The organism is Neotabrizicola paludis, from assembly GCF_044142105.1.
Taxonomy (GTDB): Bacteria; Pseudomonadota; Alphaproteobacteria; order Rhodobacterales; family Rhodobacteraceae; genus Pseudogemmobacter.
Genome location: NZ_JBGTYM010000001.1, coordinates 936,546 through 951,709 on the forward strand (window position 1 = coordinate 936,546; position 15,164 = coordinate 951,709).

Annotated in this window: 18 protein-coding genes and 1 tRNA gene; 9 read left to right on the top strand and 10 right to left on the bottom strand. The window is 66.9% G+C overall.

Annotated elements, in window-relative coordinates:
* Window positions 1-14 precede the first annotated feature (14 nt).
* The 5 genes from ACED67_RS04555 (at window position 15) to ACED67_RS04575 (ending at window position 4,885) form a co-directional block, all read left to right on the top strand.
* Window positions 15-401: a response regulator gene (locus ACED67_RS04555; RefSeq protein WP_395540346.1), complete on the top strand. Its 387-nt coding sequence runs from the start codon at window positions 15-17 to the stop codon at window positions 399-401.
* On the top strand, window positions 398-757 hold the full coding sequence (locus ACED67_RS04560; RefSeq protein WP_395540347.1) for a DUF8776 family protein: 360 nt from the start codon (window positions 398-400) through the stop codon (window positions 755-757). The genes ACED67_RS04555 and ACED67_RS04560 overlap by 4 nt, the downstream gene beginning before the upstream one ends.
* Before the next feature lie 115 nt (window positions 758-872).
* Window positions 873-3,230, top strand: coding sequence for a methyl-accepting chemotaxis protein (locus ACED67_RS04565; protein WP_395540348.1), 2,358 nt, complete (start codon window positions 873-875; stop codon window positions 3,228-3,230).
* Window positions 3,231-3,347: 117 nt separating this feature from the next.
* A complete protein-coding gene (locus ACED67_RS04570; RefSeq protein WP_395540349.1) occupies window positions 3,348-4,343 on the top strand; it encodes a chemotaxis protein CheB in 996 nt (331 codons plus the stop codon).
* Window positions 4,340-4,885 carry a chemotaxis protein CheD gene (locus tag ACED67_RS04575; RefSeq protein ID WP_395540350.1) on the top strand — a complete coding sequence of 182 codons (546 nt, stop codon included), beginning with the start codon at window positions 4,340-4,342 and terminating at the stop codon, window positions 4,883-4,885. Before ACED67_RS04570 ends, ACED67_RS04575 begins: the two co-directional genes overlap by 4 nt.
* A 23-nt stretch (window positions 4,886-4,908) precedes the next feature.
* Here ACED67_RS04575 and ACED67_RS04580 read toward each other — a convergent pair whose 3' ends face one another.
* From ACED67_RS04580 to ACED67_RS04600, 5 genes are read right to left on the bottom strand one after another with little or no spacing between them, the layout of a single operon-like run.
* Window positions 4,909-5,361 (bottom strand): RrF2 family transcriptional regulator, encoded by a 453-nt coding sequence (locus ACED67_RS04580; RefSeq protein WP_395540351.1) that lies wholly within the window; start codon window positions 5,359-5,361, stop codon window positions 4,909-4,911.
* The gene (locus tag ACED67_RS04585; RefSeq protein ID WP_395540352.1) at window positions 5,352-5,828 is read right to left on the bottom strand and encodes a response regulator transcription factor; all 477 of its coding nucleotides are present in this window, start codon (window positions 5,826-5,828) and stop codon (window positions 5,352-5,354) included. The genes ACED67_RS04580 and ACED67_RS04585 overlap by 10 nt, the downstream gene beginning before the upstream one ends.
* Window positions 5,829-5,849: 21 nt before the next feature.
* Window positions 5,850-6,029 carry a response regulator gene (locus tag ACED67_RS04590; RefSeq protein WP_395540353.1) on the bottom strand — a complete coding sequence of 60 codons (180 nt, stop codon included), beginning with the start codon at window positions 6,027-6,029 and terminating at the stop codon, window positions 5,850-5,852.
* A gap of 47 nt (window positions 6,030-6,076) precedes the next feature.
* Window positions 6,077-6,856: a sensor histidine kinase gene (locus tag ACED67_RS04595; protein WP_395540354.1), complete on the bottom strand. Its 780-nt coding sequence runs from the start codon at window positions 6,854-6,856 to the stop codon at window positions 6,077-6,079.
* Window positions 6,857-7,180 carry a PAS domain-containing protein gene (locus ACED67_RS04600; RefSeq protein ID WP_395540355.1) on the bottom strand — a complete coding sequence of 108 codons (324 nt, stop codon included), beginning with the start codon at window positions 7,178-7,180 and terminating at the stop codon, window positions 6,857-6,859.
* 37 nt (window positions 7,181-7,217) lie between these two features.
* Here ACED67_RS04600 and ACED67_RS04605 point away from each other — a divergent pair, with 37 nt between their 5' ends.
* On the top strand, window positions 7,218-8,489 hold the full coding sequence (locus ACED67_RS04605) for a TRAP transporter large permease (protein WP_395540356.1): 1,272 nt from the start codon (window positions 7,218-7,220) through the stop codon (window positions 8,487-8,489).
* Here the strand turns inward: ACED67_RS04605 and ACED67_RS04610 are convergent.
* Complete coding sequence (locus tag ACED67_RS04610; RefSeq protein WP_395540357.1) at window positions 8,455-8,724, bottom strand: hypothetical protein; 270 nt, start codon at window positions 8,722-8,724, stop codon at window positions 8,455-8,457. The two genes, ACED67_RS04605 and ACED67_RS04610, sit on opposite strands and share 35 nt — an antisense overlap.
* 98 nt (window positions 8,725-8,822) lie before the next feature.
* On the opposite strand from ACED67_RS04610, the gene ACED67_RS04615 reads away from it, so the two are divergent.
* The 3 genes from ACED67_RS04615 to ACED67_RS04625 all read left to right on the top strand — a co-directional run bounded on the left by ACED67_RS04615 (window position 8,823) and on the right by ACED67_RS04625 (window position 10,366).
* On the top strand, window positions 8,823-9,686 hold the full coding sequence (locus tag ACED67_RS04615; protein WP_395540358.1) for a LysR substrate-binding domain-containing protein: 864 nt from the start codon (window positions 8,823-8,825) through the stop codon (window positions 9,684-9,686).
* A gap of 11 nt (window positions 9,687-9,697) precedes the next feature.
* The gene (locus tag ACED67_RS04620) at window positions 9,698-10,141 is read left to right on the top strand and encodes a GNAT family N-acetyltransferase (protein ID WP_395540359.1); all 444 of its coding nucleotides are present in this window, start codon (window positions 9,698-9,700) and stop codon (window positions 10,139-10,141) included.
* Between the two features lie 151 nt (window positions 10,142-10,292).
* Window positions 10,293-10,366 (top strand) — tRNA-Cys (locus ACED67_RS04625).
* 198 nt (window positions 10,367-10,564) lie between these two features.
* Here the strand turns inward: ACED67_RS04625 and ACED67_RS04630 are convergent.
* From ACED67_RS04630 to ACED67_RS04645, 4 genes are read right to left on the bottom strand one after another with little or no spacing between them, the layout of a single operon-like run.
* On the bottom strand, window positions 10,565-11,653 hold the full coding sequence (locus tag ACED67_RS04630) for a COG1470 family protein (RefSeq protein WP_395540360.1): 1,089 nt from the start codon (window positions 11,651-11,653) through the stop codon (window positions 10,565-10,567).
* Window positions 11,650-13,107: a CmcI family methyltransferase gene (locus tag ACED67_RS04635; protein ID WP_395540361.1), complete on the bottom strand. Its 1,458-nt coding sequence runs from the start codon at window positions 13,105-13,107 to the stop codon at window positions 11,650-11,652. Before ACED67_RS04635 ends, ACED67_RS04630 begins: the two co-directional genes overlap by 4 nt.
* A gap of 13 nt (window positions 13,108-13,120) precedes the next feature.
* On the bottom strand, window positions 13,121-14,893 hold the full coding sequence (locus ACED67_RS04640; protein WP_395540362.1) for a TylF/MycF/NovP-related O-methyltransferase: 1,773 nt from the start codon (window positions 14,891-14,893) through the stop codon (window positions 13,121-13,123).
* Window positions 14,890-15,138, bottom strand: a complete 249-nt coding sequence (locus ACED67_RS04645) for an acyl carrier protein (protein ID WP_395540363.1) — start codon at window positions 15,136-15,138, stop codon at window positions 14,890-14,892. Before ACED67_RS04645 ends, ACED67_RS04640 begins: the two co-directional genes overlap by 4 nt.
* Window positions 15,139-15,164 lie beyond the last annotated feature (26 nt).

Here is a 15,164-nt window from a genome sequence, read left to right on the forward strand (position 1 = left end):
AAAGGCACCCTGCCATGAGCCTCAAAGATTCCCTTCGCGTCCTTGTCGTCGACGACATGTCCGTCAGCCGCGCCCTGATCTCGCAATCGCTCGAGGAGATCGGCATCAAGCATGTCGCCACCGAATCCGATAGCAAGACCGCACTGGGCAAGCTGGCCGCCAACCCGGTGCATCTGGTAATCTCGGACATGAACATGCCCGGACTGTCGGGCCTCGACCTGCTGGGGGCGCTGCGCCAGAACAAGACGACGCAGCGCATTGGCTTTATCCTGATCACCGGCACGCCCTCGCCCGAGGTGATGCAGCGCGGCCAGCAGCTTGGCCTGAACAATCTGATCCGCAAGCCCTTCACCACCGCGACCGTCAAGGCCAGCATCGAACGCGTGGTGGGCCCCCTGTGACCATCCCCGCGCCCGCGACCATGGCCGAGGTGATCGCCCGCACCGCCGAGGAGGTGGCGCGCTGCCGCGCCATCGTCCAGCGGATCGAGGACACGGTCCACCGCCTGGTTGAAAGCGGGCGCCTGCGCGGTGCCGGATTGCCGCTGGCCGAAGTGCAGTCGATCGACCTTCTGGACCAGCGGCTTGACGATCTGTCCCGCTGGCTTTCGGCCATCGCGCCGCTGACCGGTGCCACGCCGCTGCCGCAGCCCGCGCTCGACGCGCTCGCCGCGCTCAGGCTCGAAGAATTGCGCCATGCCCTGGGCGGCCGCGCGCGCGCCCATGATCCAGGGGCCGGCTTGACCGAACTTTTCTGAACGCGGGTCCAACCGGGCCGCGGGTATCCTCTTTAACCGCTTCTTCGTGCCTGATCCGGATACTGCCCACCAGACCTGCCGTTCCGCCCGTATCCTGCCAAAGGACGCCCGCCAGATGAGAAAGCTCGCTCTGCCGATCCGGTGGAAAGTCCCGCTCGCGGTGATCGGTCTTTGCCTTCTGGTCGAACTGGTCAGCCAGGGCCTGTCATATCTTGCCGTGAAGGAGCTGACGATCGAAAGGGCGCGGGGCGACCTGATCGCTTCCTCGAAGTGGCGGGCCGACCGAATCAACCAATGGCTTGAAACCGTCGAGGCGGGCGCCGTCTCCACCGCCGCAAACCCGACCGTGGTCAGGGCGATATCGGATCTCGGCGCCGCGCTGGCCGATCTTGGCGCCGATCCCCTGGCCCGCCTGCGCGACAGGTTTCTGGCCAACCGTGCCGCGCAGCGCGGCAGCGCGGATCAGGACGCGCTGCAAGGCCCCTATCCGTCCCGCCATGCCCAGCTGGACCCCTATCTCCGCACCCTGGCGGAAAAATCAGGCTATTATGACATCTTCCTGATCACGCCGGATGGCGACGTGCTCTATACCGTTGCCAAAGAAGATGATTTCGGCACGAACCTCGCCCATGGCGCCTATGCCGCGACCGAGTTGGGCCGCATCTTTGCCAAGGCTTTGACCCTGCCCGCCGGGTCCAGCACGATTTCGGACTTCCAGCCCTATGCCCCGTCGAAGGGGGAACCGGCGATGTTCGTCGCCTCCCCGGCCTTTGATGGCTCTGGCACGCTGGTGGGTGTGCTTGCAATCCAGGTTCCGATCGAGCCGCTGCTGCAGACATTGGGACTGGAGGAAGGGCTGGGCGCGACCGGCGAAGCCTATGTTCTTGGCCCTGACGGACGCAGCCGCAGCTCGTCACGGCAAGCAGGATTGTTCGAGGTGAACGCGGCCTTGCCCGCCGCAGAACGCCTGGACGCCGCCCCGCCCGGGCAATTGCTTGACGATGTGGTCACCGTCACCGGCGAGCGGGGCCTGACGATCGTTCAGACCCTTGCCGCAAGCGAGGCCGGATGGCGCCTGGTGATGGATCGCAGTTGGCAGGATATCGACGCGACGCTTGCCGCCTTTCGTCTCCGCTCGGCCGTGACCGATCTGGTGCTGGTTGTGCTGATCGCCCTTGCGGGGCTGGCCCTTGCGCGTTCGGTCACCCGGCCCATCGCCCGGCTGTCGGCAGCCCTGACCCGGGTGGGCGCAGGCGATCTGGCCAGCGAAGTGCCCGAGACCCAGCGCCGCGACGAGATGGGAGGGATGGCCTCGACGCTGGAAGGCTTGCGCCACAAGCTGGCCCTGGCGGCCGAGGCCGAAGCGGCGGCCCTGCGGATGCGGGAAGAGCAAGATGGCGTGGTCATGGCCTTGGGCGCAGGCTTGCGCGCGCTGTCCGCGGGCGATCTGACGGCCAGCATCGCCCAGGGTTTTCCCGAAGGGCTTGATGCCTTGCGCCACGATTTCAACGCGGCGCTCGCGCAGATGGCGCTGGCCTTTTCGGGGGTCGCGCAATCCTCGACCAAGATCGGCGATGCAGCGGAACGGCTGGGCCAGTCAGCCTCGGACCTGTCCCGGCGCACCGAGACCCAGGCTGCCACGCTGGAGCAGGCGGTCGCTGCGCTGGACCAGATGACGGGCAGCGTCCGCGCCACGGCGGCGGCGGCGCGCAATGTCGAAGACATCGTCACCCAGGCGCGGGGCGAGGCTGAGAAATCGGCCGATATCGTGCGCAGGGCCGTACAGGCCATGCAGGAAATCGAAGGATCTTCGGGCCAGATCACCCAGATCATCGGCGTAATCGATGACATCGCCTTCCAGACCAACCTTCTGGCACTGAATGCGGGCGTCGAGGCCGCACGGGCGGGCGAAGCGGGCAAGGGTTTCGCTGTAGTCGCCTCGGAAGTGCGGGCGCTCGCGCAGCGCTCATCGCAGGCGGCGCGCGAGATCAAGGCCCTGATCGCCACATCCTCGCAGCAGGTGGAAAGCGGCGTCGCCCAGGTCGGGCTGACGGGCGACACGCTGTCGCGCATCGTGATGCGGGTTCAGGAGATCGCAAAGCTGATCTCCGAGATCGCTGCTGCCGCCTCGGAACAATCGACCGGGCTGAACGAGATCAATACCGGCATGACGCAGCTGGACGGGGTTACCCAGCAGAATGCCGGAATGGTCAGCCAGGCCGAGGAGGCCTGCCGCGCCATGTCGCGCGAGGCGGTCTCTTTGCAGACCCTGATCGCCCGCTTCCAGCCTGGCGGTGGCGCGGCCTCACCTCTTCCAACACCCGCGCCGCTTGCCGCCGCCGCAGATGCGCCGTTCGCCCCTGCAGTTCTGGCGGATCCCGCCCAGCGCGCACCGGAGAGGCCGCAGCCGCAGGTACCGGCCCCTGCGCGCCCGCTCCCGGCGGCTGCGGTGGGCGATTGGGAGGATTTTTGACATGCATATCCGGCCCGCCCGGGCGCCACCCGCGCGCTTCTGCCTGACGGTGCCCGCAGCCGCGGCTTTCCCGGCCAGATCCGTTCACTGCCCCCTTCCCCTGTCGCGGAGACCGCAATGCCCGCGTTACGCGTGATCATCGCCACGTCCAGCCCCCTGGCGCAATCGCGCCTCGCCCGCGATCTCGCCGCATTGCCCGATATCGATCTCTGCGGACAGGCGACCGATCTGTCCGCGGTCTATATGCTTGCCGAGCAACGGGAACCGGATATCGCGCTAATCGGCCGTGACATGCTGAACCATCCCGACTTTGAAGGCATACTGTCCCTGTTCGGCATGATCGGCACCGCCTGTATCGAGATCGCGACCGGGCCGGGAGCCGCTGCGGGCGATGCCGCCATCCTGCCGGGGACGGCGCCCGCGGCCCTGCGCGCACGCCTGCACGCCGTCCAGGCCGCGGCAATGCCGCGCCGCCTTCCGGCGGTCACGCCAGCAGACAGCGGAACAGCCAGGGCGTTCCGGCCCGACAGCGTGATCCTGATCGGCGCCTCGACCGGGGGCATTGACGCGCTGCTGCAGATCCTTTCCGCCCTGCCGCCGGATTGTCCGCCCACGGCCATTGTCCAGCACACCGGCGCGGCCTTTTCCGACAGCCTGATCCGGCTTTTCGTGCGCTGCGCCAAGGCGCGCGTGCTGCCTGCACAGGATGGGATCGCCCTGTCGCCCGGCACCATCGTGGTCGGCGCTGGCTGTCGGGGCCATCTGCAACTCGCGCCCGGCACACCGCTTCAAACCCGCGTCCTGCCCGGCACGGCGGTCTCGGGCCATATACCCTCGGTCGATGTGCTGTTTCAATCGGCGCTGCCGGTCGCCCCGCGCATCGTCGCCGCGCTTTTGACCGGGATGGGGCGCGACGGCGCGCAGGGCCTGCTTGAGCTGCGCCGAGCCGGGGCCCGCACCCTCGCCCAGGATGAGGCGAGTTCGGTGGTCTATGGGATGCCGCGCGCCGCGGCCGATCTGGGCGCCGCCGAACAGATCGTGGCCCTGCCGCAGATGGCAGGCGCAATCCTGGCCCATTGCACGGAACAGCGGATGGAGGCTGCCCGCAAATGAACCACACAGCGCCCCAACCCACGGTGCAGGTCGTCCAGGGCGAATTCCGCATCACCCGCAACCCCGAGGAAATGCTGTCCACCGTGCTCGGCTCATGCGTCGCCGCCTGCCTTTGGGATCAAGGCGCAGCCATCGGGGGCATGAACCATTTCCTTCTGGCCCAGTCGCAACCCGGCGCGGCGGCCGGAGATATCCGCTATGGCGTCCATGCCATGGAAATGCTGATCAACGCGCTCTTGCGCGGCGGCGCGCGGCGCGACCAGCTGCAGGCCAAATTGTTCGGCGGTGCCAAGATCGCCACCAATCTGCGCGATATCGGCGCGTCGAATGCCAGTTTCGCCCGCCAGTTCCTGCGCGACGAAGGCATTCCCTGCATCGCCGAAAGCCTGGGCGGCACGCAGGCTCGCCGGATCACCTTTCACCCGGTCAGCGGGCGCGCGCGCCAGTTGCTGATCCCCGGCAGCCAGGTTCAGGAAACCCCGCCGCCGCCCCGCCCGCTGCGCCCGGCACCTCAGGCGGCCGCTGGTATCGAACTGTTCTGACCGCGGCGCGCCGGGACCGAATGCTATCCAACGAGAGGCGGTTTTTCATGGGCCAGAAGGCCGGCCAGCGCCGGATTGTTAGCAATCAGATGGTCCAGCGACACCTCGTCCAGCGCGGCGTAGAAAGCGTCAAGCGCACGGCACAGCGCACCACGCAGGCGACAGGCGGCGGTCAGCGGACAGGTATTGTCGTCACGCGACATGCATTCGGCCAAGGGAACGTCGGCCTCGATCAGCCGCAACACTTCGCCCACGCGCACCGCACCCGGCGCCTGCGCCAGCACGATACCGCCGCCGCGCCCGCGTTGCGTGTTGAGGTAGCCCGCAAGCGCAAGCTGGCTGACCACCTGCGAGACATGGTTGACCGAGGCATTGCAGGCCCGGGCCACATCGACGGCGCGGATCACCCCCGGGGCATTCACCGCCGCCTGCATCAGGATGCGCATGGCAAGATTGGCTCGGACCGTCAGGCGCATTCGTTGCGAGGCTCCGCAGGGCTGGAGACGAAATCATAAACCGGCAGCGCGGCAGCGGATTTGATCCAGATCAGTCCCGCCGGTCGGCCCCGGCCAGCAAAAGCGCGAGTTCCGCGACATTGCGCGCCCAGCTTGGCAAGAACGCGGCCGCGATGCACCTCGACCGTACGCATGGCGATGCCCAGCCCGGCGGCGATTTGCTTGTTCAATAGACCCTGAAGCATCAGGCGCATCACCTCATCCTCGCGCGCGGACAGGCCAGACAGGCGCGCGGCGAGGGCCTCGTGCTCGGCAGCACCCGCGCGTTCAGCGGCATGGCGGTCCATCGCCGCGATGGCAAGATCGACGATCTGGTTGTCGTTGAAGGGCTTTTCGACAAAATCGAAGGCCCCGGCCTTAAGCGTGCGCACCGCCACCGGCACATCGGCATGGCCGGTCAGGAAGATCACCGGCGCGGTCAGGCCCATCGCCCGCAGCCGCTCAAAGACTTAGGGGCCGGAGAGACACGCCATGCGCACATCCAGGATCACGCAGGCGCAGTCCTCGACCGGCATCGCCTCGAGAAAGGTCTCGCGCGAGGGCCAGCCCTGTGTCGCGATCCCGCGCGAGGCAAGAAGGAAGGCAAGCGCGTCTCGCACCGCCTCATCATCATCGACAATGTGGATCATTGCCTGCGCCTCCCCCGCAAGAGCCCGAATTTTCGTCGAAAATTCGCTCATTCCGCCGCCATCCGATCGTCGCCCGCCGCAGGCAGAACCACTTCGAACACCGTGCCTCCGCCGGGCGCGGGCCGATGGGTCAGCTGGCCGCGATGCAATTCGATGATCGAGCGGCAGATGTTCAACCCCATCCCCATGCCCTGCGCCTTGGACGAAGCGAAGGGATCGTAGAGCCACGCGGCCATATCCGCCTCGACGCCCTGACCACGATCTTCGATCTCGATCACCGCCGCGCCCTCGCGATCGGTCAGGCGCAGGGTCAGCGCATCGCCGCTTCGCGTGCCGGCCATGGCCTCCATGCCGTTGCGGATCAGGTTGACCAGAACCTGCTCGATCAGAATGCGGTCGGCCTCGACCTCGGGCGCCGCCGCCAGCGCAAGCTCGATCCGCACCCGATGTTCGCGCGCATCAGCCGCAAGAAACCCCGCCGTGCCCTGAATGACCTCGTCCAGCGCCAGCCGGGTGAATTTTGGCTCGCGCTTCCGGGCCAGGTCCTGGATGCGGCGGATGATCTGGCTTGCCCGCCCGGCCTGGAGCGACAGTTTTTCGACCACCGGAGTCAGCGCTGCCTCGGTTCCCTCGCCGCGTTCGAGCAGGTTGCGCGTGCCGGCCGCATAGCTGGCAATTGCGGCAAGGGGTTGATTCAATTCATGTGCCAGGGTCGAAGCCATCTCGCCCAGCGTCACCAGCCGCCCGGTGCGCGCCACCGCCTCGTCCTGCGCGCGGGCAAGGCGCGCGGCGCGTTTGGCATCGCTGATGTCGACCAGGCTGCCCATTCAGCCGCGATGCTGCCCGCGGGCGTCGATCAGCGGGGCTTCATAAACCTGGACGTCGATCTCGCTGCCATCGGCGCGGCGGAAGCGGGTCTCGAAGGTCCGGCTCTGCGCGCCGCCTTCGGCCAACGCCTTTTGCTGCGCCAGCGTTTCTTCCAGTCGTTCGGGCGCCCAGTACGGCATCGGCGGCGCCTGGCCCAGAAGCGCGGCGGCAGGCCAGCCGACCAGGCGGCAGAAGGCCGCATTCACATAAAGGACGCCGCCGTCATGGTCCTTGGCGCGCAGACCTACGGTCAGGCTTTCCTCCATCGAGCGCCGAAAGGCCATTTCGCCGAAGATCCTGGCGCTGCTGCTGATCACCGGGATGCCGGTCTCGATCGCGCTGGGTCTGACTGTCTTTACCTTCCTGTTCACCCTGTCCGACGTGCCGTTGGATGCCATCGCGCTGAAACTGTTCATCGGCATCGAGAAGTTCGAGATCATGGCGATCCCGTTCTTCATCCTGGCCGGGAACTTCCTGACCCATGGCGGCGGGGTACGGCGGATGATCCGCTTCGCCTCCTCCATGGTCGGGCATTGGTATGGCGGGCTTGGCCTTGCCGCCGTCTTGTCCTGCGCCTTGTTCGCCGCGATTTCGGGCTCTTCGCCCGCCACGGTGATGGCGGTGGGCTCGATCCTGATCCCAGCCATGGTCAAGCAGGGCTATCCACCGCAATTCGGTGTGGGTACCGTGGCCACGGCGGGCGGCCTGGGCATCCTGATCCCGCCCTCGATCGTCATGGTCATGTATGCCGTCGCGACCTCGGGCATGGTCGTGCAGGGGCCGGATGGCGCGCCGGTGATGTCGGCCTCGATCGGCGATCTGTTCATCGCGGGCGTGGTGCCGGGGCTGATGCTGGCGATGATGCTGGGCTCGACCACGATGTTCTGCGCCTGGAAGCATGACTATCCGCGCCAGCCCCGCGCGCCCTTTGCCGAGCGCTGGAAAGCCTTCCGCGACAGCGTCTGGGGCCTGTTGCTGATCGTGATCATCATGGGCGGCATCTATGGCGGCATCTTCACGCCGACCGAGGCCGCCGCCGTCAGCGCCGTCTATGCCTTTGTCATCGCCGTCTGGGTCTACAAGGACATCAGGCTGCGCGATGTGCCGCGGGTGCTGCTGACCTCGGCGGCGATGTCGGCGATGCTGCTCTACATCATCCCCAATGCCGTGATGTTCGCCTTCATCCTGACCTCGGAGCAGATTCCGCAGGCGCTGTCGGAATGGATCGTGTCGCTGGGCCTGGGCAAGGTCGGGTTCCTGCTGGTCGTCAACCTGCTCTTGCTGATGATCGGCATGGTGATGGAGCCTTCGGCCATCGTTCTGATCATGGCGCCGATCCTGTATCCGGTGGCGATGGCGCTGGGGGTCGATCCGGTGCATTTCGGGATCATGCTGGTCGTCAACATGGAGATCGGTCTCTGTACGCCGCCGGTTGGCTTGAACCTCTATGTCGCCTCGTCGCTGTCGCGGCTGGGGCTGACCGAGGTGACGGTGGCGACCTGGCCCTGGCTGATGACGGCGCTGATCTTCCTGATGCTGATCACCTATATCCCGGAGATCACGCTGTTCCTGCCAAGGCTGCTGGGCATGTAAGGCCCGGGCGGGGGCCGGTCTTGGCGGACCGGCCTCCGGCTTTCACGCCCCGGCGGAGGAGCCGGGCAAGCAAGACCCGCAGGCGCGCCCGGACGATCTGCCCCGGGCTTTGGGCGCTGTCGCGCCGGGCCTGCGCCAGGGTGCGGCGATGGGCGGCCTCGCGCCCCTCGGCGGTGTCCTCGGCGGCCACGCGGCGCATGGCACGCAGAAGATCGGGATTCGGCATCTGTAACATCTGACCCTCCTGTTGCTGCTGGACCCACTGGTGTTTTGCCACAAAACGGCGCAGGCTGCCGCTCAGGTCTTTTTCGAACCTGAAAGCCAGGGTTTCAGATGATCCCCTTTGACTGGCGCAGCCTTCCGCCCCTGCCCGCGCTGCGCGCCTTTGAGGCGGCGGCGCGGCTGGGCAGTTTTTCGGCGGCGGCGCGGGTGCTGAACGTGACTCATCCGGCGGTGGCGCAGCAGGTGCGGGCGCTGGAGAAGCATCTGGGCGTGCGGCTGGTGGCCGAGGCGGCGCGGCGCTTGCGGCTGACGGAAGAAGGCATGCGCCTGGCTGCGGCGCTGAACGCGGGCTTCGCGGGCATGGCCGAAGCGCTGGACCGCGCCCGGCTGGCCGACCGCGGCCGCGGCCTGCGCATCACCACGACGCCCGGCTTCGCGCAGAGCGTGCTCTTGCCGATCCTGGCGGGCTTCTGGGCGGAACATCCCGACATCCCGGTCTCGCTGGTGCCCGACAGCCGCAATGCCGACCTGATCCGTGACGGCTTTGACTTGGCCATCCGCGCGGGCAGCCCGCCCTGGCCGGGGACCGAGGCGGAGATGCTGTGCCGCACCGGCATGGTCGTGGTCGGCACGCCCGAGCTGATCGCCCGCGATGCCAATCCGGCCGCAATGCCCTGGATCCTGAATGACGGCGACCGGCTCGAGGCTGGCTGGCTTGCGACGCGCGGGCTGGATCCGGCGCGGCTGACCCGGGTCTTCATCGAGAATTCCATGCTGGCCAGCGCCGCCGCCCTGCGCGGCCTGGGTCTGCTGTTCGCGACCGAGATCATCATGCGCGACGACATCGCCTCGGGCGCGCTTGTCACCTTGCCGGGCTGGGACCTGCCCGAAGTCACCTATTGGGCGGTGACCCCGCAAGGCGAGACCCGCGCCCCGGTCGCGGCCTTCGTCACCTGGCTGAAACGCAAACTCTGAAAGGACCGGACATGCCGAAGATCGAGATCCGACCGCTGACCGCCTCGGACGCGGCCGATTGGCGCCGCCTCTGGACCGGCTATCTGGCCTATTACGAGACACAGGTGCCGGAAGCGGTCTATCAGACCACATTCGCCCGCCTCCTGGGCGACGACCCGCAGGATTTCCAGGGCCGTCTCGCCCTGGTCGACGGACAGCCGCTTGGTCTTGTGCATTTCCTCTTCCACCGCCATTGCTGGAAGATCGAGAATGTCTGCTACCTGCAGGACCTCTATGTCGACCCGCAGGCGCGCGGCACCGGCCTTGGCCGCCGGCTGATCGAGGCGGTCTATGCCGAGGCCGATGCCAATGGCACCCCGGCGGTCTATTGGCTGACCCAGGACTTCAACGCCACCGCCCGCCAGCTTTACGACCGCATCGCCAAGGTGACCCCTTTCATCCGCTACAGCCGCTGAGGGAAGCGGGCCCCGGGTCACCCCGCAGTGACCCGCCGCCCCCGAGACGCGCGGGCGCTGCCGCCGGACCGGACCCCGTCGCCCTGCGCAGCGCCCGCGACCCCCTTGCAGCCCCCCACCCTTTCCGCTATCTCCCCCCTACCCTTTCAGCGGCGGGTTGGCGGAGAGGTTACGCAGCGGATTGCAAATCCGTGAAGACCGGTTCGATTCCGGTACCCGCCTCCACTATCCCTGCAGATCAGTGACTTGGATACCGGCTGTTGCATCGCGCGGCAGTGGGTCAGGGCGCCCTGCGATGCCAGGGGCTACGGGCGCGGCGCTGGCCCGTTGTGCGGGGCGACCGTGCATGGCTGCCAGGGCCGCGCGGTGCTCCATCTGCGGCGCGACGGCGGTGAGGCCGGGCGAATCCGCCACCTAGGCAGGTTAGGAGACACTGACCAGGCTGGTGGCGGTCTCGATGCCGGTTTCGCTGAGCCACATGATCCCGGCCTGCTGGACATCGATTTTCAGCAGATATTCCCCAGGCTTGCCGGGCGCGCGCACCAGAAGGGTCAGATCCAGCCTCTCGCCGGGCGGCACGGGCCGCTCGAAGCCCTGCTGGCCATCCAGCCACTGGACCAGGCTGCCATCGGTCTTGAACCAGTGATTCCCGACCGAAATGCCGCTCTGGATGCTGGGCGGCCAGGCGAAATCAGAGCTGTTTCGCAGCGTGACCGGCACCTCCTGCAAGCTTCCGGCCGCGATCTCAAGCCGGGGCGGAACCGAAAGTTCGGCGCGCAGCGACCAGTCGGCAAAGGATCCCGGGAAGGCCTCCGCCGCCTCGTCCATCCGGCGGCGCACCGCCGCGCTGAGCAGCGCGAGGATCCTGCCGCTGAACATTTCCCCATGCTGCGATGGCAGGGTATCGATGGTGCAATTGGGCAGGTTGGCACGCAGGAGAGTGTCGGGATCGTGGAACCGGCTGAAAGGGTTGGTCTTGTCGTATCGGCCGACGATCAGGGCCGTGCGTCCGGCATAGGGCGTCAGGATCATGGGATTGAGTTCGACCAGCAAGGAAACCGGGCGCCCCGAGGCCGTGATGAGCTGCGCCATCTTCTGGGCCAGCAGCGCGCCCTGGCAGTTGCCACCGATGAAGACCGGCCCCGGCAGACCGAGGGAGTGCAGTTCCTGCACGCAGACCATCGCCATATGCAGGTGGTTTTCGGCACTGGTCGACAGGATCATATGGCCCGATCGCATGCCATAGAGCGGCTGATCCGGCCCCAGCGCGCGCGCGAAGGCGGCGAACTCTCCATGGCCCTGAAAACACCAGATGAGCGGTGGCCGCGACCCGCCAAGATTGGTGCCATAGATCAGACCGTTCTCGCTGACCACCTCGCCCTTCCACCAGGGACGGCTGACGCCCGCCACCGCGTTGCGGATACGGTCAAACAGGGCCATGTCGATCCATGCCGATGCGCGTGGCGGCGCTGCCGGCGCGTCAGGCCGGTTGCTGTCGGGATAGTCGCTCATCGCCGCCGCAGCCAGCCGTTGAAGTTGAAGGTGGCATTATAGCCGAAGCGGTCGCAGATCGCGCCGTCGATCTCGTAATCCTGCGATCGCCTGGCCAGGAAGGCGTCGATCGCAAGCGACGGCGGGGAAAGGTCGGAGGCGGCAGCGGAGAGGTCGCCCTCGGCGCGAAAGGCGCCATCCTCGACGATCACATAATCACCCGGCGCCAGAAGCGGATCGAAATAGTTCAGAACCGCGGTACAGGTTGCCTCGTCATGGGCGGAATCCTCGATGACCAGCAAAGGATGCCCAAGACGCCGGATTTCCTCGGGCGGCAGAACCTTTGCCAGATCCAGCGCATCGCCGACCCGCGCGTCGATGGCTGGGTGGCGGCTGGGCGCCCGGGGCAGCAGATCCACGCTGATCACCCGGGCGTCCAGATTCAGGGCCGCCATCGTATCGGCCAGCCATTCGGTGCGCCCGCCCTCGAGACTGCCGATCTCGATCACCGCTGCCGGTTTCAGATCGCCGATCAGCGCCAGATAATTGGCCATGTCCAACGGGTTGAGCAGCATCGAGCGGCCCTTGTAGCGATAGCCCATGCTGCCCTTCAGCAAATCGACCAGCACGCTATCGGGCAAGGCGCTGGCATAGCTGCGCGCGGCGCTGCCGGCCCTTGGGCCTGCGCCTACGGGCGCCAGAATGGGCCGGTCGGCGTCAATCCGTTCCAGCTCGGCGATCTTGCACAGGCTGCGCAGGCGGGGGCTGATCTCGAGCGATGCCAGCACTGCCTCAAGCGCATCGGCCTGTTCAAGACGGGCGCGGGGGACGATCACTGCGAGGCCGTGCAGCAGCGGCAGCCAGAGCACGCGGAATTCGCCGCCGCGCCGGGCGAGGAAATCCTCGATCGCGGTGCGCACGCCATTGCGGGCGCCGCCCTCCTGAGGGGCATGGAAGTGATTGGCATTGTAGCCGCCGGGCGTCAGGCCGCGCTCTTGGGGCAGAAGCCCGCCCATGCGACAGTCACGGCGGTATTCAGCGGGAATGCGGTCGGGGCTGTAATAGAGATCGCGGCGGCCATAGGGCCATTCGACATCGTGGCAGAGGCTGACGGGCGCCCGCGCATCGACCGGGCCTGCGGCGCCATAAATCGCTTCAAGTTCATGATAGACGGTGTACCAGTTGTGATCGCCGTCGATCAGCACGGCATCGGCCGGCAGCAGATCGGCCAAAACCTCCAGACTGGGGCGGCGATGGTGGCACAGGCTCTCGCCGAAACGGTCGCAGAGGGGCGCGAGATCGAAACCGGGTTCGGGATCGACAATCTCGAGCCGCGCGCCGTTGGCTTTCGCCCATCCAGCCAGAAGGCGGGTGTTGCGGCCCGTACCCGCCCCGATCTCGATCACGCGCCGGGCCTTCACGGCGTCGAGGACGGGTTTGACGACGCTTGGCCAGAATTGAAACACGAATTCCATCTCCGGTAAGGGGTTACGACTTGCGCCAGAAGGCGCCGGTCCAGTCGATCATGCTGAGAGGGGCTGTGATGCCGCGCGCCGACCGGAAGGTGTCGACCGCCTTGGCGCATTTGCCCAGCCCGCCGTAATCGTCGATCACGATGAAGCCACCCGGCGAGACACGGTCGTAGAGCGCCTCGAGCGCCTGCATCGTGGAACTGTAGAGATCACCATCCAGCCGGAGCAGGGCCAGAGTCTCGACCGCGCAGCCCGCCAGCGTATCGGCGAAGAAGCCGGGCAGGAAGCGCACCCTGGCGTCGAGCAGACCGAATTCGGCAAAGGCCCGTTCCACCCGCTCCTGCGCGACGGCCAGCGCGGGATAATTGCCGCGCGACAGATCGAGGCCCTCGTCCTCGGGCTGCGACGGCGGCGGCAGGCCGGCAAAGGAATCGGCAAGCCAGACATTGCGCCCCGTCTCGCCGCTCAGATCGAGGGTGGCTTTCATCAGCAGGCAGGCGCCCCCCCGCCAGACGCCGCATTCCATGAGATCGCCCGGCACCCCTTCGGCAAGCGCGGTGGTCACGCACCATTGAAGATGGTCCAGCCGCTTGCGCCCGATCATCGTATGGCCAAGGGGCGGCCCGGACCGGGCGGTCAGGGTGTCGATGCCCAGCGCGCGGACCCGGCGTTTCTCGGCCAGTGGCTGCGCCAGCGCGCCGGGCACGTCATAAAGCGTCTCGGTCCAGAAGGCGGACGGGATTTCCGTCATGCCGCGCACCGAATCGAGCGCGACTTCGGTCTCCAGCCCGGTCTCGTTCAGCAGCACCGCCTTCAGCAGATCGAGATAGCGCTCTGACGCCCCGGGCGCCGCGTTCAGCACGGTCGCCGTGTGGCGTGGCGCGGCATGGCCCGCCGCGAGCTGGCGCTGATAGCTTTCCGCCGCCTCGCGCGAGACGGGGCCGAAATAGCTGCGTTCCGCATCGACCACGCGGATCCGTCCGCGCAGCCGGTAATATTCCTTTGCGGCCTGCTTGTGGATTTCGATCGAGGCGCTGCCGGCATTGGTATGCGTGCCGCCATGGATCTGATGAAACACCCCTTCCCCCAGCACGACCACCTGGCGCGTCCCGGGCGCCTCCAAGGCCCGCCACAGCAGATCGGCATTTGCCGCCCCGCCGCCGGGGCTTTCGAAAGCGGGGTCAAAGCCACCGAGGTCCTGCCAGAGCCCCCGATGCATGAACAGAAGATTGCTTTCGTTCAGCGGCCCGAACCATCCGCGCACGATATTCTCGGCAAAGGGTGCAATATCGAAAAGGCGATAGCCGTGCTTCTGCCAGTCGATGCCGTCCAGCAGCCGGTCTTCCCATGCCGCATCATAGCCCTGCTGCATCGTGATCCATTGGGGGCCCGGGCCAAGCTGATAGGACAGGGTCGTGACAACCGCCTCAGGGTCGACCCGCGCCGCGCGCCTGCATGCGTCCAGCAGGCCGGGGCTTGCCATCCGCGCACCGTCGATATTGACCCCCACGAGCGGCGCTTTCGCGAGGCTCAGCCCGTGATTGATGGCCCGCACCGGCGAGGGGCTGGGATCCGCAAAGGAATGGATGCGCAGATTGAGGCCCAGATCGGCGAAATCCTCGGCTTGGGGCGGGATGCGCGAGCCATTGTCGATCACGATCACTTCATATTCGGTCGCCGCGATCCCCTTCTGGTAGCCCGGGGACAGGCTGTAAAGCGTGCGCGGCAATTCCCGCGTCATCTCGTGGCTGACCACGATCAGGCTGAGCTCGGGACCGGTGGATTTCATTCGACAATGCCGTTGGCGCGCAGATCGGCAAGAAGCTCGTCGATCGTGGCATTGCGCAGGACCAGCGTCGCGTCGATCTGCGTTGCAAAATGCTCTTCCATCGCGCCGGCCATGACCACCGCATCGACGGAATCCAGTCCGAGATTGTTGAAGCGCGAAGCGCCATGGATTTCGGCCGGGTCGATCCCCAGCAGAGATGCAAGAAATTCGGTGATCCACGCCCGGATCGCGTCTGCCTTCAGCATAAGTTCCTCGTTGTCGGATGATGTCG

Coding starts and splice junctions, on each gene's coding strand:
- ACED67_RS04555 (WP_395540346.1), top strand. CDS start 15: ATGAGCCTCAAAGATTCCCTTCGCGTCCTTGTCGTCGACGACATGTCC.
- ACED67_RS04565 (WP_395540348.1), top strand. CDS start 873: ATGAGAAAGCTCGCTCTGCCGATCCGGTGGAAAGTCCCGCTCGCGGTG.
- ACED67_RS04570 (WP_395540349.1), top strand. CDS start 3,348: ATGCCCGCGTTACGCGTGATCATCGCCACGTCCAGCCCCCTGGCGCAA.
- ACED67_RS04575 (WP_395540350.1), top strand. CDS start 4,340: ATGAACCACACAGCGCCCCAACCCACGGTGCAGGTCGTCCAGGGCGAA.
- ACED67_RS04580 (WP_395540351.1), bottom strand. CDS start 5,361: ATGCGCCTGACGGTCCGAGCCAATCTTGCCATGCGCATCCTGATGCAG.
- ACED67_RS04585 (WP_395540352.1), bottom strand. CDS start 5,828: ATGGGCCTGACCGCGCCGGTGATCTTCCTGACCGGCCATGCCGATGTG.
- ACED67_RS04590 (WP_395540353.1), bottom strand. CDS start 6,029: ATGATCCACATTGTCGATGATGATGAGGCGGTGCGAGACGCGCTTGCC.
- ACED67_RS04595 (WP_395540354.1), bottom strand. CDS start 6,856: ATGGGCAGCCTGGTCGACATCAGCGATGCCAAACGCGCCGCGCGCCTT.
- ACED67_RS04600 (WP_395540355.1), bottom strand. CDS start 7,180: ATGGCCTTTCGGCGCTCGATGGAGGAAAGCCTGACCGTAGGTCTGCGC.
- ACED67_RS04605 (WP_395540356.1), top strand. CDS start 7,218: ATGCCGGTCTCGATCGCGCTGGGTCTGACTGTCTTTACCTTCCTGTTC.
- ACED67_RS04610 (WP_395540357.1), bottom strand. CDS start 8,724: ATGTTACAGATGCCGAATCCCGATCTTCTGCGTGCCATGCGCCGCGTG.
- ACED67_RS04615 (WP_395540358.1), top strand. CDS start 8,823: ATGATCCCCTTTGACTGGCGCAGCCTTCCGCCCCTGCCCGCGCTGCGC.
- ACED67_RS04620 (WP_395540359.1), top strand. CDS start 9,698: ATGCCGAAGATCGAGATCCGACCGCTGACCGCCTCGGACGCGGCCGAT.
- ACED67_RS04630 (WP_395540360.1), bottom strand. CDS start 11,653: ATGAGCGACTATCCCGACAGCAACCGGCCTGACGCGCCGGCAGCGCCG.
- ACED67_RS04635 (WP_395540361.1), bottom strand. CDS start 13,107: ATGGAATTCGTGTTTCAATTCTGGCCAAGCGTCGTCAAACCCGTCCTC.
- ACED67_RS04640 (WP_395540362.1), bottom strand. CDS start 14,893: ATGAAATCCACCGGTCCCGAGCTCAGCCTGATCGTGGTCAGCCACGAG.
- ACED67_RS04645 (WP_395540363.1), bottom strand. CDS start 15,138: ATGCTGAAGGCAGACGCGATCCGGGCGTGGATCACCGAATTTCTTGCA.